25 protein-coding genes are annotated in these 26570 nt (G+C 71.3%); 17 read left to right on the top strand and 8 right to left on the bottom strand.

The window, feature by feature from the left end; translation table 11 throughout:
- Positions 1-40: 40 nt before the first annotated feature.
- The 4 genes from O7597_RS01345 to tkt form a co-directional block, all read right to left on the bottom strand.
- Entirely contained in the window at positions 41-1057 is a 1017-nt protein-coding gene (locus O7597_RS01345; protein ID WP_269742527.1) for a glucose-6-phosphate dehydrogenase assembly protein OpcA, read from the bottom strand.
- Between the two features lie 103 nt (positions 1058-1160).
- Positions 1161-2675, bottom strand: coding sequence for a glucose-6-phosphate dehydrogenase (gene zwf / locus O7597_RS01340; RefSeq protein WP_281581811.1), 1515 nt, complete (start codon positions 2673-2675; stop codon positions 1161-1163).
- 312 nt (positions 2676-2987) lie between these two features.
- Positions 2988-4169, bottom strand: a complete 1182-nt coding sequence (gene tal, locus O7597_RS01335; RefSeq protein ID WP_281581810.1) for a transaldolase — start codon at positions 4167-4169, stop codon at positions 2988-2990.
- 17 nt (positions 4170-4186) lie between these two features.
- The gene (gene tkt / locus O7597_RS01330; protein WP_281581809.1) at positions 4187-6325 is read right to left on the bottom strand and encodes a transketolase; all 2139 of its coding nucleotides are present in this window, start codon (positions 6323-6325) and stop codon (positions 4187-4189) included.
- A gap of 289 nt (positions 6326-6614) precedes the next feature.
- Here tkt and O7597_RS01325 point away from each other — a divergent pair, with 289 nt between their 5' ends.
- The 3 genes from O7597_RS01325 (at position 6615) to O7597_RS01315 (ending at position 9032) form a co-directional block, all read left to right on the top strand.
- Positions 6615-7571, top strand: coding sequence for a heme o synthase (locus O7597_RS01325; RefSeq protein WP_281581808.1), 957 nt, complete (start codon positions 6615-6617; stop codon positions 7569-7571).
- A gap of 195 nt (positions 7572-7766) precedes the next feature.
- Entirely contained in the window at positions 7767-8102 is a 336-nt protein-coding gene (locus O7597_RS01320) for a hypothetical protein (RefSeq protein ID WP_164448285.1), read from the top strand.
- A 6-nt stretch (positions 8103-8108) separates the two neighbouring features.
- Positions 8109-9032 (top strand): hypothetical protein, encoded by a 924-nt coding sequence (locus O7597_RS01315; protein ID WP_281581807.1) that lies wholly within the window; start codon positions 8109-8111, stop codon positions 9030-9032.
- 114 nt (positions 9033-9146) lie between these two features.
- Here the strand turns inward: O7597_RS01315 and O7597_RS01310 are convergent, their stop codons facing one another.
- Entirely contained in the window at positions 9147-10124 is a 978-nt protein-coding gene (locus O7597_RS01310) for a COX15/CtaA family protein (protein WP_281581806.1), read from the bottom strand.
- Between the two features lie 178 nt (positions 10125-10302).
- Between O7597_RS01310 and O7597_RS01305 the strand changes: the two genes are divergently transcribed.
- The 10 genes from O7597_RS01305 to O7597_RS01260 all read left to right on the top strand — a co-directional run bounded on the left by O7597_RS01305 (position 10303) and on the right by O7597_RS01260 (position 18989).
- A complete protein-coding gene (locus tag O7597_RS01305) occupies positions 10303-11040 on the top strand; it encodes an HTH domain-containing protein (RefSeq protein WP_269742793.1) in 738 nt (245 codons plus the stop codon).
- Positions 11037-12467: a Fe-S cluster assembly protein SufB gene (gene sufB / locus O7597_RS01300; RefSeq protein ID WP_093401439.1), complete on the top strand. Its 1431-nt coding sequence runs from the start codon at positions 11037-11039 to the stop codon at positions 12465-12467. The genes O7597_RS01305 and sufB overlap by 4 nt, the downstream gene beginning before the upstream one ends.
- Before the next feature lie 55 nt (positions 12468-12522).
- Positions 12523-13665 carry a Fe-S cluster assembly protein SufD gene (gene sufD / locus O7597_RS01295; RefSeq protein WP_269742520.1) on the top strand — a complete coding sequence of 381 codons (1143 nt, stop codon included), beginning with the start codon at positions 12523-12525 and terminating at the stop codon, positions 13663-13665.
- On the top strand, positions 13665-14009 hold the full coding sequence (locus O7597_RS01290; protein WP_210827531.1) for a non-heme iron oxygenase ferredoxin subunit: 345 nt from the start codon (positions 13665-13667) through the stop codon (positions 14007-14009). The genes sufD and O7597_RS01290 overlap by 1 nt, the downstream gene beginning before the upstream one ends.
- Positions 14009-14782 carry a Fe-S cluster assembly ATPase SufC gene (gene sufC / locus O7597_RS01285; RefSeq protein WP_269742519.1) on the top strand — a complete coding sequence of 258 codons (774 nt, stop codon included), beginning with the start codon at positions 14009-14011 and terminating at the stop codon, positions 14780-14782. The genes O7597_RS01290 and sufC overlap by 1 nt, the downstream gene beginning before the upstream one ends.
- A 26-nt stretch (positions 14783-14808) precedes the next feature.
- Positions 14809-16113, top strand: coding sequence for a cysteine desulfurase (locus O7597_RS01280; RefSeq protein ID WP_281581805.1), 1305 nt, complete (start codon positions 14809-14811; stop codon positions 16111-16113).
- A 45-nt stretch (positions 16114-16158) separates the two neighbouring features.
- On the top strand, positions 16159-16635 hold the full coding sequence (gene sufU / locus O7597_RS01275) for a Fe-S cluster assembly sulfur transfer protein SufU (RefSeq protein ID WP_269742517.1): 477 nt from the start codon (positions 16159-16161) through the stop codon (positions 16633-16635).
- Positions 16632-17033 carry a metal-sulfur cluster assembly factor gene (locus tag O7597_RS01270; protein WP_269742516.1) on the top strand — a complete coding sequence of 134 codons (402 nt, stop codon included), beginning with the start codon at positions 16632-16634 and terminating at the stop codon, positions 17031-17033. Before sufU ends, O7597_RS01270 begins: the two co-directional genes overlap by 4 nt.
- Before the next feature lie 567 nt (positions 17034-17600).
- Complete coding sequence (locus O7597_RS01265) at positions 17601-18296, top strand: LysE family transporter (RefSeq protein WP_281581804.1); 696 nt, start codon at positions 17601-17603, stop codon at positions 18294-18296.
- Between the two features lie 30 nt (positions 18297-18326).
- Complete coding sequence (locus tag O7597_RS01260; protein ID WP_281581803.1) at positions 18327-18989, top strand: acVLRF1 family peptidyl-tRNA hydrolase; 663 nt, start codon at positions 18327-18329, stop codon at positions 18987-18989.
- A 52-nt stretch (positions 18990-19041) separates the two neighbouring features.
- Here O7597_RS01260 and O7597_RS01255 read toward each other — a convergent pair whose 3' ends face one another.
- Positions 19042-19953 (bottom strand): neutral zinc metallopeptidase, encoded by a 912-nt coding sequence (locus tag O7597_RS01255; RefSeq protein WP_269742513.1) that lies wholly within the window; start codon positions 19951-19953, stop codon positions 19042-19044.
- Between the two features lie 232 nt (positions 19954-20185).
- On the opposite strand from O7597_RS01255, the gene O7597_RS01250 reads away from it, so the two are divergent.
- The 4 genes from O7597_RS01250 to O7597_RS01235 all read left to right on the top strand — a co-directional run bounded on the left by O7597_RS01250 (position 20186) and on the right by O7597_RS01235 (position 25077).
- The gene (locus tag O7597_RS01250; RefSeq protein ID WP_269742512.1) at positions 20186-21790 is read left to right on the top strand and encodes an ABC-F family ATP-binding cassette domain-containing protein; all 1605 of its coding nucleotides are present in this window, start codon (positions 20186-20188) and stop codon (positions 21788-21790) included.
- A gap of 146 nt (positions 21791-21936) precedes the next feature.
- A complete protein-coding gene (locus tag O7597_RS01245; RefSeq protein ID WP_007072022.1) occupies positions 21937-22164 on the top strand; it encodes a helix-turn-helix domain-containing protein in 228 nt (75 codons plus the stop codon).
- 58 nt (positions 22165-22222) lie between these two features.
- Positions 22223-22990, top strand: a complete 768-nt coding sequence (locus O7597_RS01240; RefSeq protein WP_269742511.1) for an enoyl-CoA hydratase/isomerase family protein — start codon at positions 22223-22225, stop codon at positions 22988-22990.
- A gap of 110 nt (positions 22991-23100) precedes the next feature.
- Positions 23101-25077, top strand: coding sequence for an ABC transporter ATP-binding protein (locus O7597_RS01235; protein ID WP_269742792.1), 1977 nt, complete (start codon positions 23101-23103; stop codon positions 25075-25077).
- A 21-nt stretch (positions 25078-25098) separates the two neighbouring features.
- Here O7597_RS01235 and mug read toward each other — a convergent pair whose 3' ends face one another.
- Positions 25099-25647 (bottom strand): G/U mismatch-specific DNA glycosylase, encoded by a 549-nt coding sequence (gene mug / locus O7597_RS01230; RefSeq protein WP_269742510.1) that lies wholly within the window; start codon positions 25645-25647, stop codon positions 25099-25101.
- Between the two features lie 128 nt (positions 25648-25775).
- The gene (locus O7597_RS01225; protein WP_269742509.1) at positions 25776-26537 is read right to left on the bottom strand and encodes an SDR family oxidoreductase; all 762 of its coding nucleotides are present in this window, start codon (positions 26535-26537) and stop codon (positions 25776-25778) included.
- Positions 26538-26570 lie beyond the last annotated feature (33 nt).

Here is a 26570-nt window from a genome sequence, read left to right as displayed (position 1 = left end):
CGGGGCGGTCTATGTCGTCCGGGCCGGAGGGGGTGGGAAGTCAGGAGCCGGTGTGCGTGGTGGCGTGCGCGGTGACGCCGGCCTCGGCCCGCTGGGCGGTGGCCGGGTCCTTCCAGACGTGCACCCGCTGGCTGGGCCGCCGGTCCAGGTTGGCCAGCCCGGCGAAGGCGCCCAACGCCTCCGCGTACACCTGGTCGGAGCCGAGCCGGCGCAGCTCCTCGGCCAGCTCGTCGCCGAGCGGCCGACGCACCAGCGGCAGGATCCGATCCTCCTGGCCGGTACGCCGGAACGTGGCCACGCTGTCCTCCCGGGTCAGCGTCAACTCGTCGCCGTTGGCACAGCGCAACTGGACCTCCCGCATCCGGGGAAACTCGCGGGCCCGGTCCCAGCGTGGCTTGATGCCGAGCCGGCTGCGCAGCCAGCCCCGCATCAGCGCGGCGGTCGGGTCGGTCGGCGGCGCGACCACCACCGCCTCGGTGAGCTGCGCGTCCGTGGTGTCGAAAGCGCCGGCCACCAGGGTGCGCCACGGCGTGATCCTGGTCCAGGCGAGGTCGGTGTCACCGGAGACGTAGTCGCGGGCCCGCTGCCGCAGCGCCGCGATCGGGTCGGCGGCCTGCGCGGAGTCGGTGATCCGCCGGTCGGCGACCACGCCGAGGAAGTCGGTGGCGATCTCCTCCGGCGGCTCACCGTGCCACCAGGTCACCACCGGTACGTCCGGCACCAGCAACGGCATGACCACGGACTCGGCGTGCAGCGCCAGCCGGCCGTACATCCGCATCACCACGGCCTCGCAGGGGCCCAGCCGCCCGCCGACCACGATCTCGGCGTCGAGCCGGTTGCGGTCGCGGTCCACGTCGGAGCGGACCACCACCAGCAGCCGGCACGGGTGCGCGGCCGCGGCGATGGTGGCCGCCGCCTCCGCCTCGCGGACCCGCTTCTCGTCCACCACCACGATCAGGGTCAGCGCCATGCCGCTGGCCACCCCGCCCGCGCTGCGTCGTTCCGCGGCGAGCGCCTTGACCACCTCGTTGCCGGTGGTGTCCCACAGTCCGATCACCGCAGCCTCCTGCCTCGTTCGCTCCGCGCGCCGCGCGTCGCCGCCCCGCTCCGCTCACCGGCGGCGCGCGGCGCGGCGCTGCCGAGCCCGATGGTCCGTCCGCTCACGCCCGCCGCCAGGCCCGGCCCTCGCGGGCCAGCATCTCGTCGGCGGCCCGGGGACCCCACTCGCCGGACCGGTAGGGCTCGGGCCTGGTGCCCTCCCAGGCCTGCTCCAGCGGGTCCACCACGGCCCAGCTCTGCTCGACCTCGGCGGCGTCCGGGAACAGCGTCCGGTCGCCGATCAGCACGTCCAGCACCAGCCGCTCGTACGCCTCCGGGCTGGACTCGGTGAACGCCTCGCCGTACTGGAAGTCCATCGCGATGTCGCGGACCTCCATCGTGGTGCCGGGCACCTTCGAGCCGAACTTGAGCACCACGCCCTCGTCCGGCTGCACCCGGATCACCAACTGGTTGTTGCCGAGCATCTCCATGTCGGCCGGGCTGAACGGCAGGTGCGGCGCCTGCTTGAACATCACCGCGACCTCGGTGACCCGCCGGGGCAGCCGCTTGCCGGCCCGGATGTAGAACGGCACCTCCGCCCACCGGCGGTTCTGGATGCCCAGCCGCACCGCCACGTACGTCTCGGTGGTCGACGTCGACGGCACGCCGTCCTCCTCCAGGTACCCCTTGGCCCGCTGCCCGCCCACCCAGCCGGGCAGGTACTGACCGCGTACCGTGCCCTGGTCGACGTCCTTCGGCAGCGTGATGGCCTTGAGCACCTTGAGCTTCTCGGCCCGGATCTCGTCGGCGTCGAAGCTGGTCGGCTCCTCCATCGCCACCAGGGCGAGCAGTTGCAGCAGGTGGTTCTGCAGCACGTCGCGGGCGGTGCCGACCGAGTCGTAGAAACCCGCCCGGCTGCCGATGCCGACGTCCTCGGCCATGGTGATCTGCACCGAGTCGACGTACTGCGAGTTCCACAGCGGCTCGAAGAGGCTGTTGGCGAAGCGCAGGGCGAGGATGTTCTGGACCGTCTCCTTGCCCAGGTAGTGGTCGATGCGGAAGACGTCCTGCCGGGTGAAGACGTCGTCGACCAGGTCGTTGAGCGCCTTGGCCGAGGGCAGGTCGTTGCCGAACGGCTTCTCCACCACCACCCGGCGCCAGCCGCCGCACTTCTCGTTGTCGGCCATGCCGGTGCGGGCCAGCTGCTTGAGCACCACCGGGAACGCCGCCGGTGGGATGGAGAAGTAGAAGGCCGCGTTGCCGTGGATGCCGTGGCTGTCGCGCAGGCCTTCCAGGCAGCGCGCGAGGTTGTCGAAGGCGGTGTCGTCGTCGAACGACCCACCGACGAACTTGATGTTGTGTTCGAGTCGTGACCACACCTCTTCCCGCCATGGTGTCCGGGAGTGGGCCTTGGCCGCCTCGCGGGCCAGCGAGGCGAAGTCGCCGTCGCCCCAGTCCCGGCGGGCGAACCCGACGACCACGAAGCCGGGCGGCAGCAGCCCCCGGTTGGCCAGGTCGTAGACCGCGGGTAGCAGTTTCTTCTCAGCCAGGTCACCGGTCACCCCGAAGATCACCAGAGCGCACGGCTCCGGGATCCGGGGCAGCCGCCGATCCTGCGGGTCGCGCAGCGGGTTCACGCCGCCTCCTCGCTCCGCTCGTCCACGTCGTCCATCGTCATGCCCGTAGCGACCCACCGCGCCGGCCGGCCGGACCGGTTGCGCCGACCGCTCGGCCGGCTGTCGGTGCGGCGGACGTCGCCGACCGGCCAGGGATGCCGACCACCGGCGACTCCACACCTGAGTACGGGTTTCCGGGCACCGGTAGATCAACGCCGACCGTACCGGTTGTCTGAAGAAAGCTACCCACCTGCGAACCGCTCCCGTGGTACCACCGACCCACGCCGCCACCCGGTCCAGGTGGCGGCGTGGGTACTGCGGATGACGGCACCGTCACGCATTTCCGCCGGCACGCACGGCGGCGTCGGCGTTGCCCCGGGCGGCGTCGCCGGGACTGCTGCTGCCCTGACCGGCGGCGGCCAGCGACTTGCGGACGCCGTCGAGCAGTTCCTGCCAGCTCGTCTCGAACTTCTCCACGCCCTCGCGCTCCAACGTGGCGATCACGTCGGCCAGGTCCACGCCCACCGACTCCAGCGCGGCGAAGACCTCCCGGGCGTCGTCGTACGCGCCGGTGACGGTGTCCGGGTGGGTCTCGCCGTGCTCGGCGTACGCGTGGATGACCGACTCCGGCATGGTGTTGACCGTGCCGGGCGCGATCAGCTCCTCGACGTAGATGACGTCCCGGTAGTCCGGGTTCTTGGTCGAGGTGGAGGCCCACAGCGGACGCTGCGGGTGCGCTCCGGCGTCGGCCAGGGCCCGCCAGCGGTCGCTGCCGAAGACCTCGCTGTAGCGCTCGTACGCCAGCCGGGCGTTGGCCACGGCGGCCTTGCCGCGCAGCGCCTTGGCGTCGTCCGAGCCGATCTTCTCCAGCCGCTTGTCCACCTCGCTGTCGACCCGGGAGACGAAGAACGACGCCACCGAGGCGATCTTGGACAGGTCGTGGCCGTTGGCCTTGGCCTGCTCCATGCCGGCGAGGAAGGCCTCCATCACCTCGGAGTAGCGGTCCAGCCCGAAGATCAGCGTCACGTTGACGCTGATCCCCTCGGCCAGCGTGGCGGTGATCGCCGGCAGGCCGTCCTGGGTCGCCGGGATCTTGATGAACAGGTTCGGCCGGTCGACCAGCCACCACAGCGCCTTGGCCTCGGCCACGGTGCGCTCCGCCTCGTGGGCCAGCCGCGGGTCCACCTCGATGGAGACCCGGCCGTCGACCCCGCCGCTGGCGTCGTACGCCGGGCGCATCACGTCGCAGGCCCACCGCACGTCGTACGTGGTGAGCATGCGGACGGCCTCTTCCACGTCGACACCCCGGGCGGCCAGGTCCCGCAGTTGCCAGTCGTAGGTGTCGGCGTCGCTCAACGCCTTCGCGAAGATCGTCGGGTTGGTGGTGACCCCGACCACGTGCTTTTCCTGGCGCAGCTGGTCCAGCCCGCCGGAGTTCAGACGTACCCGGGAAAGATCGTCGAGCCAGACCGCCACTCCCGCGGCGGTCAGCTCGCCCAGCCTGTCGGTCGTCATGTGCGCCAACGCCTCCCTCAGTTGCCGGTGGTGAAACCGGTGATGTCGCCGACCCGGGTCTGCGCCGCGTGCGCGGCGGCCACGATCCGGTCCGGGGTGAAGCCGAACTGCTCGAAGAGCACGGAGTGCGGCGCGCTCGCGCCGTAGTGCTCGATGCTGACGCTCTCGCCGCAGTCACCGACGATGCCGCGCCAGGACATCGCGATGCCCGCCTCCACGCTCACCCGGGCCTTTACCCCGCGCGGCAGCACCGACTCCCGGTACGCCTCGTCCTGGGCGAAGAACCACTCCTGGCAGGGCATCGACACGACCCGGGTGGGGGTGCCGTCGGCCTCCAGCCGCTCCCGGGCGGTGAGGCAGAGCTGCACCTCGGAGCCGGTACCGATGATGATCACCTCGGGCTTGCCGTTGGACGCCTCGGCCAGCACGTAGCCGCCCTTGGTGACCCCTTCGGCACCGGCCAGCTGGGTGCGGTCCAGCGTCGGCAGCGCCTGCCGGCTCAGCGCCAGCGCGGTCGGACGGTCGGTGTGCTCCAGCGCCTGCCGCCAGGCCCACGCGGTCTCGTTGGCGTCGGCCGGACGGACCACGTCCAGGCCGGGGATGGCCCGCAGCGCGGTCAGGTGCTCCACCGGCTGGTGGGTCGGGCCGTCCTCGCCGAGACCGATGGAGTCGTGCGTCCAGACGTAGACCACCGGCAGCTTCATCAGCGCGGCCAACCGGACCGAGGGCCGCATGTAGTCGCTGAACACCAGGAAGGTGCCGCCGTACGGGCGGGTGCCGCCGTGCAGGGCGATGCCGTTGAGGATCGCGCCCATGGCGTGCTCGCGGATGCCGAAGTGCAGCGTCCGGCCGTACTCGTGGCCGGGGAACTCCTTGGTGGCGTACTGGCTGGGTACGAAGGAGGGCTCGCCCTTCATCGTGGTGTTGTTGCTCTCGGCCAGGTCGGCGGAGCCGCCCCACAGCTCGGGCAGCACCGGCGCGAGCGCGGCCAGCACCTTGCCGGAGGCGGCCCGGGTGGCGACACCCTTGGCGTCGGCGGGGAACTCCGGCAGGGCGTCGGTCCAGCCCTCGGGCAGCTTCCGGCCGGCCAGCCGGTCGTAGAGGGCGCGGCGCTCCGGGTTGGCCTTCGACCAGGCGTCGAAGGTGGTCGTCCACTCCTGCTGGGCGGTCTCACCGCGCCGCAGCGCCGACCGGGTGTGGCCGAGCACCTCCTCGGTGACCTCGAACGAGCCGGCCGGGTCGAAGCCGAGGATCTCCTTGGTGGCGGCCACCTCGTCGGCGCCGAGCGCCGAGCCGTGGATCTTGCCGGTGTTCTGCTTGTTCGGTGCCGGCCAGCCGATGATGGTGCGCAGCGCGATGAACGAGGGGCGGGCGGTCTCCGCCTTGGCGGCCAGCAGCGCCTGGTACAACTCCTCGACGTTCTCGTGGTAGTCGCCCTTGTCGGCGTCGCCGCGCCGCCAGTCGACGGTCTGCACGTGCCAGCCGTACGCGGCGTAGCGGGCCGCGACGTCCTCGCTCAGCGCGATCCGGGTGTCGTCCTCGATCGAGATCTCGTTGTCGTCGTAGATCACGCAGAGGTTGCCCAGCTGCTGGTGTCCGGCCAGGGCGCTGGCCTCGTGGCTGATGCCCTCCTCGATGTCGCCGTCGGAGGCGATGCACCAGATGTGGTGGTCGAAGGCGGAGTCACCGGCCTCGGCCTCCGGGTCGAACAGGCCGCGCTCGCGCCGTGCCGCCATCGCCATGCCGACGGCGTTGCCCAGGCCCTGCCCGAGCGGGCCGGTGGTGGTCTCCACGCCGGGGGTGTGCCCGTGCTCGGGGTGCCCCGGGGTGAGCGAACCCCACTGCCGCAGCGACTTGAGGTCGTCCAGGCTCAGCGGGTAGCCGGCGAGGAAGAGCTGGATGTACAGCGTCAGGCTGGAGTGCCCGGCGGAGAGCACGAAGCGGTCCCGACCGGGCCAGTTCGGATCGGCCGGGTTGTGCCGCATCACCCGGTTGAACAGCAGGTACGCCGCAGGGGCGAGGCTCATCGCGGTGCCCGGGTGGCCGTTGCCGGATTTCTCCACGGCGTCCATGGCCAGGACGCGGACGGTGTCCACGGCACGGCGGTCGAGATCGGACCAGTCAAGTGCGGGGTGCGCGGGTCGGTTGGCAGCCACGGTGGTTTGTGCTCCTCGGCGAGATGGGCGGAACCCTCAGTGGTGACCCTATCGAGCGCGGCTAAACGTGCGCCCGAGGATCTCAGCATGCTGGTCTGTACGTTTCGGGCGTGTCTCGCGGTTCACCCCCGCCGCCGGCCCCGCCGCCAGCCCCAGGTGTGACGACTGGCACCGTTGCCGGGTCGCCCGGGCAGCCAAAACGACGACGCGTAGTGTGTGGGTCGGTGTGTGGACCCGAGTCGGTCCCGCCGCCGTGACCTCCCCTCCCGACGCCGGAAGGTGGCAATCCGTGAGCATGATCACCGAGCGCCCCGTCAGCAACCCTGCCGGGCAGCCGCCGGTGCGTACGGCCGGGGATACCCCAGCCCGCCCCCGCGACCTGCGGGCGGTGGTGGCGGCGTACGTGACGCTGACCAAGCCGCGGATCGTGGAGCTGCTGCTGGTCACCACGGTGCCGGCGATGATGCTCGCGCACGGCGGGCTGCCGTCGCTGTGGTTGGTCGCGGTGGTGCTGGTCGGCGGCTCGCTCGCGGCGGGCGCGGCCAGCGTGCTCAACTGCTACATCGACCGGGACATCGACCAGTTGATGCGGCGGACGAAGCGGCGGCCGCTGCCGGCGCACACGGTGACGCCCCGCAACGCGCTGATCTTCGGCCTGGCGCTGGCGGTGGTCTCGGTCGCGTTGATGGCGGCCTTCACCAATCTGCTCGCCGCCGGGCTCACGCTGGCCGCGATCGTCTACTACGACGTGGTCTACACCCTGTGGCTCAAGCGCACGACGACGGCGAACACCTTCTGGGGTGGGGCCTGCGGTGCCGCGCCCGTGCTGATCGGCTGGGCGGCGGTGACCGGCTCGCTGTCGCCGGTGGCGTGGGCGCTGTTCGGGGTGGTCTTCTTCTGGCAGATGCCGCACTTCTATCCGCTGGCGATGAAGTACAAGGACGACTACGCGCGGGCCGGCATCCCGATGCTCCCGGTGGTCGCCTCGGTGCGGCGGGTGAACGCCGAGATCGTGCTGTTCGCCTGGCTGACCGTGCTGACCTCGCTGGCCGTGTGGGCGCTGGGGCTGAGTGCGGTCTACGGCGTCCCGACGCTGGTGGTCGGCGCGATCTTCCTGGCCGAGGCGCACCGGCTCGCCGGGCGGGCCCGGCGGGGTGAGCCGGTCAAGCCGATGCGGCTGTTCCACTGGTCGACGTCGTACCTGACCATCGTCTTCGCCGCCGCGGCGCTCGACGCTCTGCTCTGACGGTCGCCCGCGGCGAGTGTCCCGCTCATCGGCTCCGTCCGTTTGCGGACGTTCTGTCGCTCCGATTCACCCGATTTGCTGCTGATAAATACGGGCGAAACGCCTTTGGTCTTCCTTAAACCTGCGGGTAATGGGTATCACAAAAGGTTGATGGTTCTCGCCCGTCCGGGTGCATCTCTGCTTAGTCTTCACGTTATGGCAGATGGTTCCGATACGACGCTGACGGCCGGTCAGACCGCCTCCGGGCAGGCCCCCAACGGCCTGATCGCGGGCATCCGGTCGTTCGCCGCCGAGCATGGCGGGGCGAAGGCGGTCATCGAGTACGTCGGCAAGCGCGGTGCCCGCATCGTCCTGGTGGGCTCCGACGGCGCCTGGGGCGACCAGTTCGCCGAGGACACGGTGACCGCCCGCGAGGCCTGTGCGCAGGCCGGGGTCGCCGTGGAGAACGCCTGGGAACGGGAACTGATGGACCAGATGCGCCCGAGCAACGACCTCTGGCGTTCGATGGCCCGACGCACCATGGCCCGTTGAGATAAATTGACCGATCACCACCAGTCGACCCGGGGGAAACCCCGGGTCGCTCTCGTCACCTGCACCGAACTGGCCGACCTCGACGACGACGACCGTCTCGTGGTGGCTCCGCTGGCCGCGCGCGGGATCGTCGCCGAGCCCGTCGTCTGGGACCGTCCGGACGTCGACTGGGCCGACTACGACCTGGCCGTGCTGCGCTCGCCCTGGGACTACATGTCCCGCCGAGACGAGTTCGTCGCCTGGGCGACCGGCGTACCGCGGCTGGTCAATCCGGCGGACGTGGTGCGGTGGAACACCGACAAGCGCTACCTCGACGAGTTGTCGGCGGCCGGGGTACCCACCGTGCCCACCGGCTGGGTGCTGCCCGGCCAGCCGTGGCAGCCGCCCGCCGATCGCGGTGAGTACGTCATCAAGCCGGCCGTCAGCGCCGGCAGTCAGGACACCGGCCGGTACGACCTGGCCGACCCGGGGCACCGGGATCTCGCGGTGGCCCACGTGCGACGGCTCGGTGCGGCCGGTCGGGTGGCCATGGTCCAGCCCTACCTGACCGCGGTCGACACCGTCGGCGAGACCGCGCTGCTCTTCCTGACCGGCCCGACCGGGCTGACCTTCAGCCACGCCATCCGCAAGGGTCCGATGCTGACCGGGCCGGACGAGGGTGTCGACGGGCTGTACAAGGTCGAGGAGATCACCGCCCGCACGGCGCAGCCGGTCCAGCTCGCCGTCGCGGCGCAGACCCTCGCCGCGGTGCCCGGTGGGTCCGACCGCCTGCTCTACGCCCGGGTCGACCTGATCCCCGGCCCCGACGGCACCCCGGTCCTCGTGGAACTGGAACTGACCGAACCCTCACTCTTCCTCGCCCACTCCGACGGCGCCCCCGACCGCCTCGCCGACGCCATCGCCCACCACCTGACCCACCCCACCCCCTGACACCCCCATCACCACCAGGCAGCTCCCAGAGCCCGCCGCCCCGACGGGTTGATCATGAAGTTGTTGTCGCGCCACGCCGGAGAGGCTGACAACAACTTCCTGATCGGCGCGGGGTCAGGCGGGGGTGGGGGCCGGGTGGGAGGGGGTCGGGTGGGAGGGGGTGGGTGCGGTCGCTGGGGTGGTCGGGGTCGGATGGTCGGCGGGGCGGCGTTCGCGGGTGGACCAGAGCGCGGCGAGGGTGGCGAGCCAGACCAGGCAGGAACCGAGCATGTGCAGGCCGACCAGCAGCGCCGGCAGGTTGGTGAAGTACTGCACGAAGCCGATCACCCCCTGACCCAGCTCGACCAGGAGCAGGGTCAGCGCGGCCCGCACGGTGGCTGCCGGCGCGCCGACCGCGCGCAACGCCAGCCACAGGCCCACGGTCAGGCCGACGAGCAGGAAGACCAGGTCGGCGTGGACCTGGGAGATGGTCTGCGGGTCCAGGCCGTTGCGGACGGCGTCGGCGTCGCCGGCGTGCGGGCCGCTGCCGGTCACCGCCACCCCGACGACGATCACCGCCGCGCTGGCCACCACGGTGATCCAGGTCAGGGACCGCAGCGCCGGCGGCACCACGGGCACCGTGGGCCCGTCCGGCTCGCTCACCCGGCGCCACAGGGCGTACGCGACGAGCAGCAGCAGCATCGACACCACGAAGTGGATGCCCACGATCGAGGGATGCAGCTGGGTGCGCACGGTGATCCCGCCGATCACCGCCTGCGCCACGATGCCGAGCACGACGGCCAGCGCCAGCGGCACCGCACCGCGCCGCCGGGGACGGTGCGCCAGGGCGGCCAGCAGGGTGGCGCCGGCGATCAGCACCAGCACGAAGGTGAGCAGCCGGTTGCCGAACTCGATCACCCCGTGCACGCCCATCTCGGCCGTGGTGGTGTACGACTCGTCCGTGCACCGGGGCCAGGTGGGACAGCCCAGGCCGGACGCGGTCAACCGCACCGCCCCGCCGGTGACGACGATCGCGGCGTTCGCGACGATGTTGGCGAACGCCAGACGGCGCAGCAGGGTGCTGGAGACCAGGGAGCGGTCGGGTCGCTTCACGAGGCGAATCCTACGCAACGTAGTTGTCACCGATTGGGTGACTCCGCCCGTGCGGTGGTTCGGATCACCGGGGTCACGTTTGCGGGCTCTGATCGAATTACGTAACGTGGGCGTTGTGAAAAAGGCGGCGGGGCTCACCGGGCACCAGTCGACGGCCGGTACGGCCGCCGGCCGGTCGCTGCCGGACACCCACGTCGCGCCTGCCACGACCAGCACCCAGGCCGCGCCGACCGGTGAGCAGTCGACCCGGGACCGGGTCACCCTGCTGCTGCTGGAGCGCCGCGCCGCCACCGCCGCCCAGTTGGGCGACGCGCTCGGGCTCAGCCCGGCGGCGATCCGCCGGCACCTGGACGCGATGCTCGCCGACGGTGACGTCGTGGCCCGCGAGCAGACCGTACGCGGTCACCGTGGGCGGGGCCGCCCGGCCAAGGTGTTCCTGCTCACCGACGCCGCCCGCAGCCGGTGTGGCACCCACCACTACGACAACATGGCCACCGCCGCGCTGCGCTGGATCGCCCGCACCGGTGGCTCGCAGGCCGTGGAGCGCTTCGCCGCCGAGCAGGTGGCCGCCCTGGAGACGCGTTGTCAGGCCGCCCTGGCCGACGCGGGCGACGATCCGATGGCCCGTGCCGAGGCACTCGCCGCGGCGCTGACCGCCGAGGGATACGCTGCCAGTGCCTCCACGATCGCCTCCGGCGGCCAGCTCTGCCAGCACCACTGCCCGGTGGCGCACGTGGCCGCCGAGTTTCCCCAACTGTGCGAGGCCGAGACCACGGTGATCTCCCGCCTGGTCGGTACCCACGTGCAGCGCCTGGCCACCATCGCGCACGGCGACGGGGTGTGCACCACGCACATCCCGGGTTCGCCGCACGCCCAGTCCGGTAAGACCGTCACCACTGTGAGGACAGATAGATGACCGAGCAGATCGTCCAGCCCCTGACCCAGGAGGAGCAGCTCGCCGCCCTGGGCAACTACGAGTACGGCTGGGCCGACCCGGACGTCGCCGGGGCCTCGGCTCAGCGCGGCCTCAACGAGGCGGTGGTGCGGGACATCTCGGCCAAGAAGAACGAGCCGGCCTGGATGCTCGACCTGCGCCTGAAGGGCCTGCGGCTGTTCGAGCGCAAGCCGATGCCGGCCTGGGGCGCCGACCTCACCGGGATCGACTTCGACAACATCAAGTACTTCGTGCGCTCCACCGAGAAGCAGGCCGCCAGCTGGGAGGACCTGCCCGAGGACATCAAGAACACCTACGACAAGCTGGGCATTCCGGAGGCGGAGAAGCAGCGCCTCGTCGCTGGTGTCGCCGCTCAGTACGAGTCCGAGGTGGTCTACCACAAGATCCGTGAGGACCTGGAGGAGCAGGGTGTCGTCTTCCTCGACACCGACACCGCCCTCAAGGAGCACGAGGACCTGTTCAAGGAGTACTTCGGCACGGTGATCCCGGTCGGCGACAACAAGTTCGCCGCGCTGAACACCTCCGTGTGGTCCGGCGGCTCGTTCATCTACGTGCCGAAGGGCGTGCACGTGGAGATCCCGCTGCAGGCGTACTTCCGGATCAACACCGAGAACATGGGCCAGTTCGAGCGGACGCTGATCATCGTCGACGAGGGCGCGTACGTGCACTACGTCGAGGGCTGCACCGCGCCCATCTACTCCTCGGACTCGCTGCACAGCGCCGTGGTGGAGATCGTCGTCAAGAAGAACGCCCGGTGCCGTTACACGACCATCCAGAACTGGTCGAACAACGTCTACAACCTGGTCACCAAGCGCGCCGTGTGTCACGAGGGCGCGACCATGGAGTGGATCGACGGCAACATCGGTTCCAAGGTCACCATGAAGTACCCGGCGGTCTACATGACCGGTGAGCACGCCAAGGGCGAGGTGCTCTCGGTGGCGATGGCCGGCGAGGGGCAGCACCAGGACGCTGGCGCCAAGATGGTGCACGCGGCACCGCACACCAGCAGCACCATCGTGTCCAAGTCGATCGCCCGGGGTGGCGGCCGGACCTCGTACCGGGGTCTGGTGCAGGTGCTGGAGGGCTCGTACAGCAGCGCCAGCACGGTCAAGTGCGACGCCCTGCTCGTCGACACCATCTCCCGCTCCGACACCTACCCCTACGTCGACATCCGCGAGGACGACGTGTCGATGGGGCACGAGGCGACCGTCTCCAAGGTCAGCGAGGACCAGCTCTTCTACCTGATGAGCCGGGGCCTGAGCGAGGACGAGGCGATGGCGATGATCGTGCGCGGCTTCATCGAGCCGATCGCCAAGGAACTGCCCATGGAGTACGCACTGGAGCTCAACCGCCTGATCGAGCTGCAGATGGAGGGCGCGGTCGGCTGACCCCGGCCGCACCACCGCACCGGACACCGTCGTCGTAGACACAAGCAAGGACGAGATGACTACCCAGGCTTCCGCGCCGCCCAGCACCAAGTCGCAGGCGCTGCGTTCGTACGATGTCGCCGACTTCCCGGCCCTGACCGGCCTGGAGGAGGAGTGGCGCTTCACCCCGCTCAAGCGGCTGCGGGGGCTGGTCGGTGACGACCCGACCGCCACCGGCACGGTCCGGCACGAGTACGCCGACCTGCCCGAGGGCGTGTCCGTGGAGCGGATCGGCCACGACGACCCGCGGGTCGGCAGCGTGCTCACCCCGTTCGACCGGGTCAGCGCGCTGGCCTACGGCGGGGCCGGGCAGGCGCTGCTGGTGCGGGTGGCGCAGGACGCGGTGATCAGCGGCCCGACCGTCCTGCGGGCGGTCGGCGAGGGCGTCGAGGGCCTGGCCTTCGGGCACACGGTGGTCGAGGTGGGCCGGTTCGCCGAGGCGATCCTGGTGCTGGAGCACGTCGGCTCGGCCACCCTCGCCGACAACGTCGAGGTGTCGGTGGGCGACGGGGCGAAGCTCACGCTGGTCACCGTGGCCGACTGGGCCGACGACGCGGTGCAGGCGCAGCACCTGAAGGTACGGCTGGGGCGCGACGCGCGGGTGCTGCACGTCCAGGTCACCCTCGGTGGCGAGCTGGTCCGGCAGTACACCACCGTGGAGTACACCGACCGGGGCGGCGAGGCCGAGCTGTACGGCGTCTACTTCGCCGACTCCGGCCAGCACCAGGAACACCGCCAACTGGTCGACCACACCGTGCCGGACTGCCGCAGCTACGTCGGCTACCGGGGCGCGTTGCAGGGCGAGAGCGCCCGCACCGTCTGGGTCGGCGACGTGCTGATCCGGGCCGAGGCGACCGGCACCGACACGTACGAGATCAACCGGAACCTGCTGCTCACCGACGGTGCCCGGGCCGACTCGGTGCCGAACCTGGAGATCGAGACCGGCGAGATCGCCGGCGCCGGCCACGCCAGCGCCACCGGCCGCTTCGACGACGAGCAGTTGTTCTACCTGATGGCCCGGGGCATCCCGGAGGCCGAGGCCCGCCGGCTGGTGGTGCGCGGCTTCTTCGCCGAGCTGCTGCACAAGATCCCGGTGGAGTCCCTGCGGGAGCGCCTGGGAGACGCTATCGAGGCGCGGCTGACCAAGGCGGGCGCCTGATGATCCGCATCTGCGCCGTCGAGGACGTGCCGAAGGGCACCGCGATCAGCGCGGACGTCGACGGCATCCAGATCGCGCTCGTGCACGGCGAGGACGACCAGTTCTACGCCGTGTTCGACGAGTGCTCGCACGCGGCCGTCGCGCTCTCCGAGGGCGAGGTCGAGGGCTGCACGCTGGAGTGCTGGCTGCACGGCTCCCGTTTCGACCTGCGTACCGGCGAGCCCACCGGGCTGCCCGCCACCGAACCCGTACCCGTCTACCCCGTCGAAGTCCGCGACGGTGACATCTACCTTCCCGTGGGCGACGACGGCCGCCCGAAGCCGAGCAATGGAGTGACCCGATAATGAGCACCCTGGAGATCCGCGACCTGCAGGTGTCGGTGAAGCTGCCCGAGGGTGAGCTCAAGCCGATCCTGCACGGTGTCGACCTGACCGTGAGGTCGGGGGAGACCCACGCGATCATGGGCCCGAACGGCTCCGGCAAGTCGACCCTGGCGTACTCGGTCGCCGGCCACCCGAAGTACGAGATCACCGGCGGCTCGGTGACCCTGGACGGCGAGGACGTCCTGGAGATGTCCGTCGACGAGCGGGCCCGCGCCGGCCTCTTCCTCGCCATGCAGTACCCGGTCGAGGTGCCCGGCGTGTCGGTGGCGAACTTCCTGCGTACCGCCAAGACCGCCATCGACGGCGAGGCGCCGAAGCTGCGCACCTGGGGCGGCGAGCTGCGCGGTGCCATGGAGCGGTTGCACATGGACCCGGCCTTCGCCCAGCGCAACGTCAACGAGGGCTTCTCCGGTGGTGAGAAGAAGCGCCACGAGATCGTGCAGCTGGAGCTGCTCAAGCCGAAGATGGCCATTCTCGACGAGACCGACTCCGGCCTCGACGTGGACGCGCTGCGCGTGGTGAGCGAGGGCGTGAACCGGGTGCGCGACACCGGCGACACCGGCCTGCTGCTGATCACCCACTACACCCGGATCCTGCGCTACATCAAGCCCGACTACGTGCACGTCTTCGTCGCCGGCCGGATCGTCGAGCAGGGCGGCCCGGAGCTGGCCGACAAGCTCGAGGAGTCCGGCTACGAGCGGTACGCGGCCGGGGCCGGTCCGGCGCGGGTCTGACCCCGAAGGAAGGGGCGGTCACCACGATGACCACCATCGCGATCCCGCCGGGGATGCCGCAGTACGACGACGTGCCGCGCTACGACGTGGCGGCGGTACGCGCCGACTTCCCGATCCTCGGTCGGGAGGTCAACGGGCATCCGCTGGTCTACCTGGACAGCGCCAACACCTCGCACAAGCCCCGGCAGGTGCTCGACGTCCTCGTCGAGCACTACGCCCGGCACAACGCCAACGTGTCCCGGTCGGTGCACACGCTGGGCACCGAGGCGACCGAGGCGTACGAGGGGGCCCGGGCGAAGATCGCCGCGTTCGTCAACGCGCCGAGCGTCGACGAGGTGGTCTTCACCAAGAACTCCACCGAGGCGATCAACATCGTGGCGTACGCGTTCTCCAACGCCTCGGTGCGGGCCGACGCCGACCCCCGGCTGCGGCTGGGGCCGGGCGACGAGATCGTCATCTCCGAGATGGAGCACCACTCGAACATCGTGCCGTGGCAGTTGCTGGCCGAGCGTACCGGCGCGACGCTGCGCTGGTTCCCGGTCACCGACAACGGCCGGTTGGACGAGTCGGGCCTGACCGACCTGGTCAACGAGCGGACGAAGATCGTTTCGCTGGTGCACATGTCCAACATCCTCGGCACCGTCAACGCCACCGCCCGGATCACCGCCCGGGTCCGCGAGGTGGGGGCGCTGCTGCTGCTGGACTGCTCGCAGTCGGTGCCGCACATGCCGATCGACGTGGTCGACCTGGACGCCGACTTCATCGTCTTCACCGGGCACAAGATGTGCGGCCCGACCGGCATCGGCGTGCTCTGGGGCCGCACCGAGCTGCTGGCGGCGATGCCGCCGGTGTTCGGCGGCGGTTCGATGATCGAGACGGTGACGATGGGTGGCTCCACCTACGCGGCACCGCCGGCCCGGTTCGAGGCCGGCACCCCGCCGATCGCCGAGGCGGTCGCGCTCGGCGCGGCGGTGGACTACCTCACCGGTATCGGCATGCGGTCGATCCAGTGGTACGAGAAGCAGCTGACCGCGTACGCGCTGGACGCCCTGGGCAGCGTGCCCGGCCTGCGGATCTTCGGCCCGGAGGTGCCGGTGGGCCGGGGTGGCACCATCTCGTTCGCGCTCGGCGACGTGCACCCGCACGACGTGGGGCAGGTGCTCGACTCCCTCGGCGTGCAGGTGCGGGTCGGGCATCACTGCGCCCGCCCGGTCTGCACCCGGTTCGGGGTGCCGGCCACCACGCGGGCCTCGTTCTACCTCTACACCACGACCGAGGAGATCGACGCGCTGGTGGCGGGCCTGGAACAGGTGCGGAAGGTGTTCCGATGAGCCGAGCGACGCAGGAGCCCGGCGAATCGACGGGAGTTCAGCCTGATGCACCTTGAGACTCTTTACCAGGAGATCATCCTGGACCACTACAAGCATCCGCACGGTCGGGGGCTGCGCGACGCCGCGGACCCGGCCGACCGGGTCGGCGAGGCGCACCACGTCAACCCGACCTGCGGCGACGAGATCACCGTCCGGGTGGCCACCGACGGTGCGACGCTGCACGACGTGTCGTACGACGGGATGGGCTGTTCGATCAGCCAGGCGTCCGCGAGCGTGCTGCACGAGCTGCTGACCGGCCGGGGTGCGACGGAGGCGTTCGAGGTGCACGAGGCGTTCCTGGCGTTGATGTCCGGCCGTGGTCAGGTCACGCCGGACGAGAATGTGCTCGGCGACGGGGTGGCGTTCGAGGGCGTCGCCCGCTATCCCGCCCGGGTCAAGTGCGCGCTGTTGCCGTGGATGGCGTTCAAGGACGCCGCGGCACGCGCCGGTGTGGGCGCGAGCCCGACGGAGGTGAAGGCATGACCGAGCAGACCAACAGCACGCCGGAGTCGGGCGCCGTGGCGACCGACGGCGCGGTGACCCCGGCGGCCGGCGGCAAGGCCGCCGTCGCCGACATCGAGGAGGCGATGAAGGATGTCGTCGACCCGGAGCTGGGCATCAACGTGGTCGACCTCGGCCTGGTGTACGGCGTACACGTCGACGACCAGAACGTCGCCACCCTGGACATGACGTTGACCTCGGCGGCCTGTCCGCTCACCGACGTCATCGAGGACCAGGCCCGGCAGGCGCTGACCACCGGCCCCGGCGGTGGCCTGGTCGACGACATCCGGATCAACTGGGTCTGGCTGCCCCCGTGGGGACCGGACAAGATCACCGACGAGGGCCGCGACCAGCTCCGCTCCCTCGGCTTCAACGTCTGACAGCTCCTGCGGGGCATGGATCTCCTCCTCGGGCGCGGCATCCACCGGGTGCCGCGCCCGACGTGACTCACCCGCTCTGCGCCGTGCCACCAGGGTCGGACCGCCCGGAGTGGTCGTTGCCGCGCGGCGACCCGTCCAGTGGGTCGACCCAGGTTGATGGTGGTGGTCCCGGCGCGGTCGAGCTGAGAGCGCAGACGCATCACTCCAGGCCCCGCTTGACGCCGACGGTCAACGCGCTCCCGCGAACCAGATCCACACCGCCGGACGGATGCACACTCCCGTGAGCTCGAACGGCACAATGCCACCGTTGACACCGGGGCCAGTCGTAGTGCTGAGCCGAGAAATTGGTGTTCCCGGCCCGCATGTCGTCGCTAGGGTCGCGCGATGGCATACCAGCACCCGCTCGCCTACGTACTGGGCCTGGAGGGCGTGGCGTCGCAGCGGCCGGTCGCCGCAGGATGGCGCGGTGAGTGAGGCGTACCCGATGAAGCCGTGTCCTGTCGCCGTGGCCACCGCCGCACGTCGACAGCGGCTCGGGCCGGGCCGTCTCTCGCCACGTCGTCGATCGTGACCGGCGCGTTCCTCGCCGGTCTGGTCGCCGGCTACGGCGTGGCCGTCCCGGTCGGGGCGATCGCCGTACTCATCCTCGGGCTTACCGCCCGGACCTCGTTCCGGGTCGGTTCGGCCGCCGCACTGGGGGTGGCCACCGCCGACGGGCTCTACGCCGGCGTGGCGGCGCTCGGCGGCGCGGTGGTCGCGGGTTGGCTGGCGCCGGTCGCCGGGCCGCTGCGCCTGATCGGCGCCACGGTGCTGCTCGCCCTCGCCGCCCACGGCGCCTGGCGCGCCCTGCGGGTACCCGGCCGACGCCGTCCCCCGAAGCCCGCCCCGGCCGCCTTGTCGACGGGTGACCCGGACCGGTCGGCGACCGTCGAGGCCGGCCCGGCACCGGTACGGCGTGGGTTGGACACGCCGACCCGGGCGTTCGTCGGGATCCTCGCGCTGACCCTGCTCAACCCGGCCACCATCGTCTATTTCACGGCCCTGGTGCTCGGGCGGGCCGATCTGGGCGGCTCCGGCACCGCCGTCGCGGTGGTCTTCACCCTCGGGGTGTTCCTCGCCTCGGCCAGTTGGCAGCTGCTGATCGCCGGGGGTGGCTCCCTGATCGGGCGGGTGCTCACCGGCGACCGTGGCCGGCTGGTCACCGCGCTGCTGTCCAGCGCCATCATCACCGTGCTCGCCGTCGGCATGCTCCTCGGTGGCTGACCCGGGCGGCCCGTGCCGTACGGTCGGGTGATGAGCAGCCGACCCGCCGCCGGGGGCGGCCGGTGGGTGGAGGTCGATCCGGACCGCGTCGCCCGCTGGGTCGCCGGCTTCGCCGACCGGCACGGCCCGCCCACCGTCAGCCCGCACGAGTACGGCCTGCTGCTGTCCGCTCCGGACGGTGCCACCGCCGAACTGCACACCCCTCCGGGAACGCCGGTCGCCGCGGATCTGGAGACCTTCGTCCGGGAGGTCGTCACGCCACGGCGGATCGCGCTGTTGCTGGCCCGCAAAGGAGCGGTGGCGATGGGTGTCGCCGACGGTGCGCAGCTGAGCGTGCACAAGGTGGACACCCGCTACGTGCAGGGACGTACCGCCGCCGGTGGTTGGTCGCAGCAACGTTTCGCCCGCCGCCGGGACAACCAGACGAAGGCGGCGCTGGCCGACGCGGCGGATCTCGCCGTACGCCTGCTGCTGCCGGCGGCCGACCGGCTCGACGCGCTGGTCGCCGGTGGCGACCGGCGCGCGGTGGACACGGTGCTGGCCGACCGTCGGCTCGCCCCACTGGCCGAGCTGCGCGCCGACCGCCTGCTCGACGTCCCCGAACCCCGGTACGCGGTGCTTGTCGCCGCTGTCGCCGCCGCCCGCGCCGTCCGCATCCTGGTCCGCGAACCACGGCCCGGGACCAGCCGTTAGGCGCGGACGCGGGCCCCGCCACCGGTGACCGGGCCCGCCGCGTCACACTGCGTCAGACCGCGCCGCTGAAGGTGTCGCAGGAGGCCGGGTCGCCGCTGTCGTAGCCCCGGTTGAACCACTGCTTGCGCTGCTCCGACGAGCCGTGGGTGAACTCCTCCGGGTTGACCGGCCGGTCCGCGCGCTTGGAGATGGCGTCGTCGCCGATGGCCTCGGCGGTGTCGATGGCCTCGGCGATGTCCCGCTCGGTGATGCTGGTGAAGATCTTCTGGCCGCTCTCGTCGGCCGTGCCGGTGGCGTTCTTCGCCCAGGCTCCGGCGTAGCAGTCGGCCTGCAACTCCAGGCGTACCGACAGGTCGTTGGCGTTGCCGGGGTCGCGCTGCTGCTGGCGGCGCACCTGCTCGTTGGTGCCGAGCAGGTTCTGCACGTGGTGGCCGTACTCGTGGGCCAGCACGTACGGCTGGGCGAACTCGCCCTCGGCGCCCAGTTGAGTGGCGAGCACCTCGTAGAAGGAGAGGTCGATGTAGACGAGCGAGTCGGCGGGGCAGTAGAACGGGCCGACCCCGGAGTCGGCCTGGCCGCAGGCGGTGTTGACGGCCTGGCTGAAGAAGACGGTGCGGGTCGGCCGGTACTGCTCGCCGAGGGACTGCGGCAGGGCGGTGCGCCAGTACGCCTGGATCGAGTTGACGTAGAGGGTGTTGCGGCAGTCGAGCTGCTCCAGCGCGTTCTCGGCGGCGCAGCGCTGCTCCAGCGCGGTGTTGTCGCCCTGCTCCGCGCCGCCGGTCATGGCGTTCAGGCCGAAGCCGCCACCGACGAGGGCCACCAGTACGGCGATGACGATGCCGACGATGCCGCCGCGCCCGCCGCCGATCGGGATGGGGATGCCCATCCCGCCGCCGCCTCCGCCGCTGCCTCGCCGGTCCTCCACCTGACTGGTGTCGATCCGTGCGTTCTCGTTCAGCTCCATGGTGACCCCGATCAGTGAGTGGCTCGTTAGCCGGAACCGGGTCCGGTCGGCGATCCGGTACCCGACGATCTTGCTCGGTAATCCGCGTGGGGTACCGCGGCGGGCCCGGTACACTTGGTGCCGTGCTGCGCTGCGAAGGCTGAACGCCCCGCGCCGACGGGTCTGGTGGATCCGCCGGCGCTTTCGTGTGCCCTGAGTCAGCCCTTCGGATCCCGAGAGCGAGTACCTGGAAATGATCACTGCCACCGGCCTGGAACTGCGCGCCGGCGCCCGGATCCTGCTGTCCGACACCACGCTGCGGGTGCAGCCCGGTGACCGGATCGGCCTGGTCGGGCGCAACGGCGCCGGCAAGACCACCACGCTGAAGGTGCTCGCCGGGGAGGGCCAGCCGTACGCCGGGCAGGTCGACCGGCGCAGCGCCGTCGGCTACCTGCCGCAGGACCCGCGGACCGGTGATCTGGACGTCACCGGCCGGGACCGGGTGCTCTCCGCTCGCGGCCTGGACGCCCTGATGGCCGGGATGAAGGAGCTGGAGGCGCGGCTCGCCGAGGACGCCGACGAGCGCCTGGTCCGTCGCTACGGCGCGCTGGAGGATCAGTTCGCCGCGCTCGGCGGGTACGCGGCCGAGGCCGAGGCGGCCCGCATCTGCGCCAACCTGGGGCTGCCCGAGCGGGCCCTGGCGCAGACCATCGGCACCCTTTCCGGCGGTCAGCGTCGCCGCATCGAGCTGGCCCGGATCCTGTTCCGGGACGCCGGCGAGAACGGCGGCGGCATCCTGCTGCTGGACGAGCCGACCAACCACCTCGACGCCGACTCGATCACCTGGTTGCGGGGTTTCCTCGCCAACCACAAGGGCGGTCTGATCGTGATCTCCCACGACGGTGACCTGCTGGAGTCGGTGGTCAACAAGGTGTGGTTCCTCGACGCCACCCGCAGCGTGGTCGACGTCTACAACCTGGGCTGGAAGGCGTACCTGGAGGCGCGCGAGACCGACGAGCGCCGTCGTCGCCGGGAGCGCGCCAACGCCGAGAAGAAGGCCGGCGCGCTGATGGCCCAGGCCGACAAGATGCGGGCCAAGGCCACCAAGACGGTCGCCGCGCAGAACATGGCCCGTCGCGCGGAACGGCTGATGTCCGGCCTGGAAGAGGTACGCGTCGCCGACAAGGTGGCGAAGGTGCGGTTCCCCGCACCGGCGCCGTGCGGCAAGACGCCGCTGACCGCGACCGGCCTGTCCAAGTCGTACGGCTCGTTGGAGATCTTCACCGACGTGAGTGTGGCGGTGGACCGGGGCTCCCGGGTGGCCATCCTCGGGCTCAACGGCGCCGGCAAGACCACTTTGTTGCGGATGCTCGGCGGCCTGCTGGAGCCGGACACCGGCGAGGTGCGCCCCGGTCACGGTCTGCGACTGGGCTACTACGCGCAGGAGCACGAGACGCTGGACGTGGAACGGACCGTGCTGGAGAACATGCGGGCGGCGGCGGTCGAGCAGACCGACACCGAGCTGCGGAAGATCCTGGGCGCCTTCCTCTTCTCCGGCGAGGACGTCGACAAGCCCGCCGGGGTGCTCTCCGGTGGCGAGAAGACCCGGTTGGCGCTGTCGACCCTGGTCTGTTCCGGTGCCAACGTGCTGCTGCTCGACGAGCCGACGAACAACCTGGACCCGGTGAGCCGGGAGCAGGTGCTCGACGCCATCGCCCGCTATCCGGGCGCGATCGTGCTGGTCACGCACGACCCGGGCGCGGTGCTCGCGCTCAAGCCGGACCGGGCGATCCTGCTGCCGGACGGCGACGAGGACGCCTGGAGCGACGACCTGCTGGAACTGGTCGAGCTGGCCTGAGTCGGCGGCGGCATCACCTATCGGGAAGCTGACACTGCATAGCGTGTCGGTTGGCGAATAGTTGATATCTGGCGCATGATCGTTCGAGACGGTCTAATAGGTGGGACCGTATCCGAACCGCACAGTCTGGGACGTGAGGACACAGCATGGCAGCCACTGGCACAGCCACCAGCACTGAGAAGGGTCGCCGGATCGTCGGAGCCGAGCGTCAGACGCTCGCGAAGGACCTCGTCAAGCGGTACACCGGAGGCGAGAGCATCCGGGCGCTCGCGGCCTCGACCGGGCGATCGTACGGGTTCATCCACCGCGTACTCACCGAGTCCGGGGTGCAGCTGCGGCAGCGCGGCGGCGCCCGGCGCCGCAAGAAGGCGTGACCCGCCCGTCAGCGTCGTCCAGCAGCACCGCCACCACCACCGCGACCCGGGCCGCCCGGTGACCGCCGAGGCGACCGGGGTCCGGCTGGAATGCGACGGGCCGGTTGCCACGGTCACCCTGTGCCGGCCCGACGTGCTCAACGCCCAGACGCCGACGATGTGGCGCGCGATGAGCGAATTCTCCCGGGAGCTTCCCGGTGACGTGCGCGTGGTCGTGGTACGCGGCGAGGGGCGGTCCTTCTCCGCCGGTCTCGACCTGACGGTGGCCGGTGCCTCCGGGCCGGGTTCCTTCGCCGAGCTGACCACCCTGCCGGAGCAGGAGTGCGCCGACCGGATCGCGGAATACCAGGGCGGGTTCACCTGGCTGCACCGCCCGGACGTCATCTCGGTCGCCGCCGTCCAGGGGCACGCCATCGGTGCCGGTTTCCAACTCGCCCTCGCCTGCGACCTGCGGGTGCTGGCCGAGGACGCGACGTTCGCCATGGCCGAGGTGACCTTGGGTCTGGTGCCCGACCTGGCCGGCACCAAGCGCCTGGTCGAGCTGGTCGGCTACGCCCGCGCGCTGGAGATCTGCACCACCGGACGGCGGATGGACGCCGTCGAGGCCGACCGGATCGGACTGGCCACGCTCGTGGTTCCCACCGCCGAGTTGGACGAGGCGGTGCGCGACCTGACCGCCGGGCTGCTCGCCCCCAGCCGGGACGCCGTTGTCGAGATCAAGGCCCTGCTCGCCGGCGCCGCCGGGCGTACCCACGCCGAGCAGCAGCGCGCCGAGCGGGAGGCGCAGACGCGCCGACTGCGGGATCTTGCCGGACGAGGCGAATAGTAAGGACCGTTCGGGAAGATCCGGGTTACTCGCGTGGTTGTCGTAGGCGTCGGGAGAATTGACCCGACGACGTACGACGTCCTTACCCGGAGGTGAGCGTGTCCAACCACATGGCCGCTGGCGGCATGGGCGGTTGGAGCATGCTCCGCTCGATGCGCAGCCAGGACGACATCTCCGCGCACCGACTCAAGCGCGGTGTCGCCCGTCGGATCGTCGCCTTCGCCCACCCCTACCGGCGCGACATCGTCGTCTTCCTGCTCACCGTGATCGTCGCCGCGGTGATCGGGGTGGCGACCCCGCTGCTGGCCGGCGACGTGATCGACGCGATCACCCGGGGTGGCGCCGAGGCCGGGGCGCTGGTGATCCGGCTGGCCCTGTTCATCGCCGCGCTCGCGGTCGCCGACGCTCTCCTGTCGCTGGCCCAACGGTGGTATTCGGCCCGCATCGGTGAAGGCATCATCCTCGACCTGCGTACCCGCGTCTACGACCACGTGCAGCGGATGCCGCTGCAGTTCTTCACCCGGACGCAGACCGGTGCGCTGGTCAGCCGGCTCAACAACGACGTGATGGGGGCCCAGCGGGCGTTCACCTCGACGTTGTCGGGCGTGGTCAGCAACGTGATCCAACTGGTCCTCACCGCCGTGGTGATGCTGACTCTCTCCTGGCAGATCACGGCGCTCTCCCTGGTCCTGCTGCCGGTGTTCATCATTCCGGCGCGCCGGGTGGGCCGGCGGCTGGCCGAGATCACCCGCGAGTCGTACAACCTCGACGCCAAGATGAACGCGACGATGACCGAGCGGTTCGGGGTGGCCGGCGCGTTGCTGGTGAAGCTCTTCGGTCGGCCCGACGCCGAGGCGGCCCGCTTCGCCGCCCGCGCCGAACGGGTCCGCGACATCGGCATCACCTCCGCGATGTACTCGCGGACCTTCTTCGTGGCCATGCTGCTGGTGGCCTCGCTGGCGCAGGCCCTGACCTACGGCCTCGGCGGCTGGCTCGCGGTCAGCGGCCAGGTCAGCGCCGGCACCGTGGTGACCCTCGCGTTGCTGCTCACCCGCCTCTACGGCCCGCTCACCGCGCTGAGCAACGTCCGAGTTGACGTGATGAGCGCGCTCGTCTCGTTCGACCGGGTCTTCGAGGTGCTCGACCTGCAGCCGGGCATCAAGGAACGGCCCGACGCGGTGCGGATCCCCGAGGGTGCCGGGACGGTCGAGTTCCGGGACGTCCGGTTCCGCTACCCGAGCGCCGCGGAGATCTCGCTCGCGTCGTTGGAGGAGGTCGCCGCGCTGGATCGTACGATCAACGAACCGGTGCTCAAGGGCGTGTCGTTCAGCGTCGAGCCGGGGCAGATGGTGGCGCTGGTCGGGCCCTCCGGTGCCGGCAAGTCCACGCTGTCCATGCTGATCTCCCGCATCTACGACGTCACCGACGGGCAGGTGCTCGTCGGCGGGGTCGATGTCCGCGATGCCCGGCTCGACTCGCTGCGCGACGAGATCGGCGTGGTCACCCAGGATTCGCACCTGTTCCACGAGACCATCGCGGAAAATCTGCGCTACGCGAAGCCGGACGCCACCGATGACGAGCTGTGGGCGGCGCTGGCCGGGGCGCAGGTCGCCGACCTGGTCAGGTCGCTGCCGGACGGGCTCGACACCACCGTCGGCGAGCGTGGATACCGCTTCTCCGGTGGCGAGAAGCAGCGCATCGCCATCGCCCGGCTGCTGCTCAAGGCACCGTCGATCGTGATCCTCGACGAGGCCACCGCCCACCTCGACTCGGAGAGCGAGGCGGCGGTGCAACGGGCGCTGTCGGTGGCGTTGACCGGGCGTACCGCCCTGGTGATCGCCCACCGCCTGTCCACCGTCCGGGACGCCGACCAGATCCTGGTCCTCGACGACGGCCGCATCGTGGAGCGGGGCCGCCACGACGAGCTGGTCGCGGTCGGTGGCCTCTACGCGGAGTTGTACCGCACCCAGTTCGCGGTGGCCGATTCGCCGAGTCCGTACGCCGACGCTACCGGGCCGGAACCGGTGGTCATTCCCACCCGGGAGTACATCGCCGACGAGGCCATGCCGCCCGCCGCCGCCAACTGAGGTCGCTGGTCCGTCCGCCGCTCACCCGAGGGTGGCGGCGTGGAGTTCGGCGAAGGCGGCACCGAGGGTCTGCGGGGTGAAGTGGGCGTTCAGGCCGCTGGGGTTGGGCAGCACCCAGAGCCGGGCGTCGGCCAGCTGTTCCGGTTGCGGCCCGAAGCCCGCCTTCGGCCGGGCGAAGCCGATCCGGTACGCCGTCACCCCGACCACCGCGACCCAGCGCGGCCGGTACCGGGCCACCTTGTCGGTGAGCTGCCGGGCGCCGTCGACAAGTTCGGCGGCGGTCAGCTCGTCGGCGCGAGCGCTGGCCCGGGCCACCATGTTGGTGATGCCGAGGCCGAGCGCCGGCAGGTCGTCCTGCTCGCTGGGGTGCAGCAGGCGGGGGGTGAACCCGCCCCGGTGCAGGGCCGGCCAGAACCGGTTGCCGGGGCGGGCGAAGTGCCACCCGGTCGCCGCCGACCAGAGCCCGGGGTTGATCCCGACGAACAGCACGTCCAGCCCGACGGCGATGAGGTCCGGGATGGTCCTGTCGGCCGCTGCGGCCAGTTCCTCCCGGCTCGGGCGCGGGTACACCCGTGGCTTCTCGGGCCCCGGCCGGGACGGATTGGTCGACCTGCCGTGGACGGCGGGCACCGGCCGCAGCGGGTTCGCTGACCTGCTGTGGGCGGCCCGCCGGTGGGGGCGGGGCGGCTGGCCGGCGGTCACAGGCCGCGCAGCGCGCCGCCGTCGACCGGCACGGTGACGCCGGTGAGGTAGCTGGCCGCGGGGGAGAGCACGAAGGCGGCGACCCGACCGAACTCAGCCGGGTCACCGATGCGGCGCAGCGGGATGGCGGCCTCCGCCTCGGCCCGGGCCCGTTCGGGGTCGCCGGTGGCGGCGAAGAGGTCCCGGTTGCGGTCGGTCAGCAGTCGACCCGGCAGCAGCCCGACCACCCGTACGCCGCGGGGGCCGTACTCGTCGGCGATGTCCTTGGCGACGCCGGCCAGGCCGGGCCGCAGGCCGTTGGAGATGCCCAGCCCGGGAACCGGGCCGCGTGCCGAGGTGGAGAGCACCAACGCGATGGCGCCGCCCTCGGGCAGTGCCGCGGCGACCGTCCGTACCATGCGGACGCTGCCGAGGAAGACGGTCTCGAAGGACTGCCGCCACTGCTCGTCGGCGACCGACGCGGCACTGCCGGCGGGCGGTCCACCGACGGAGACCAGGGCACCGTCGACGCGGCCGAAGTGGTCCTGTGCGGTGGTCAGCAGGCGTTCGGGTGTCGCCGGGTCCGCCAGGTCGGCGGTGACGCCGACCGCCCGGTCGGGCCCGCCGAGGCCGGTCACGGCGGCCTCCACCGGTTCGGCGTGCCGGGCGCAGAGCACCACCCGGGCGCCGTCGTTCACCAGGCACTGTGCGGTGGCGTACCCGAGCCCACGGGATGCGCCGGTGAGCACGTACACCCGATCGGTCAGTCCGAGATCCATGCCGACGATCCTGCCCCAGCCCGCCCGACGGGA

The organism is Verrucosispora sp. WMMC514 (genome assembly GCF_027497295.1).
Lineage (GTDB): Bacteria > Actinomycetota > Actinomycetes > Mycobacteriales > Micromonosporaceae > Micromonospora > Micromonospora palythoicola.
Note: the sequence above shows the minus strand (reverse complement) of the source record. Positions and strands in the feature narration are given on the sequence as shown.

Bases quoted from the DNA above. Each gene is read 5' to 3' on its own strand.
- O7597_RS01290 (WP_210827531.1), top strand. From the start codon at position 13,665: ATGATCCGCATCTGCGCCGTCGAGGACGTGCCGAAGGGCACCGCGATC.
- O7597_RS01270 (WP_269742516.1), top strand. From the start codon at position 16,632: ATGACCGAGCAGACCAACAGCACGCCGGAGTCGGGCGCCGTGGCGACC.
- O7597_RS01225 (WP_269742509.1), bottom strand. From the start codon at position 26,537: ATGGATCTCGGACTGACCGATCGGGTGTACGTGCTCACCGGCGCATCC.
- O7597_RS01255 (WP_269742513.1), bottom strand. From the start codon at position 19,953: ATGGAGCTGAACGAGAACGCACGGATCGACACCAGTCAGGTGGAGGAC.
- O7597_RS01320 (WP_164448285.1), top strand. From the start codon at position 7,767: ATGGCAGATGGTTCCGATACGACGCTGACGGCCGGTCAGACCGCCTCC.
- sufC (WP_269742519.1), top strand. From the start codon at position 14,009: ATGAGCACCCTGGAGATCCGCGACCTGCAGGTGTCGGTGAAGCTGCCC.
- sufU (WP_269742517.1), top strand. From the start codon at position 16,159: ATGCACCTTGAGACTCTTTACCAGGAGATCATCCTGGACCACTACAAG.
- sufD (WP_269742520.1), top strand. From the start codon at position 12,523: ATGACTACCCAGGCTTCCGCGCCGCCCAGCACCAAGTCGCAGGCGCTG.
- O7597_RS01260 (WP_281581803.1), top strand. From the start codon at position 18,327: ATGAGCAGCCGACCCGCCGCCGGGGGCGGCCGGTGGGTGGAGGTCGAT.
- O7597_RS01250 (WP_269742512.1), top strand. From the start codon at position 20,186: ATGATCACTGCCACCGGCCTGGAACTGCGCGCCGGCGCCCGGATCCTG.
- O7597_RS01245 (WP_007072022.1), top strand. From the start codon at position 21,937: ATGGCAGCCACTGGCACAGCCACCAGCACTGAGAAGGGTCGCCGGATC.
- O7597_RS01235 (WP_269742792.1), top strand. From the start codon at position 23,101: ATGGCCGCTGGCGGCATGGGCGGTTGGAGCATGCTCCGCTCGATGCGC.
- O7597_RS01280 (WP_281581805.1), top strand. From the start codon at position 14,809: ATGACCACCATCGCGATCCCGCCGGGGATGCCGCAGTACGACGACGTG.
- tal (WP_281581810.1), bottom strand. From the start codon at position 4,169: ATGACGACCGACAGGCTGGGCGAGCTGACCGCCGCGGGAGTGGCGGTC.
- sufB (WP_093401439.1), top strand. From the start codon at position 11,037: ATGACCGAGCAGATCGTCCAGCCCCTGACCCAGGAGGAGCAGCTCGCC.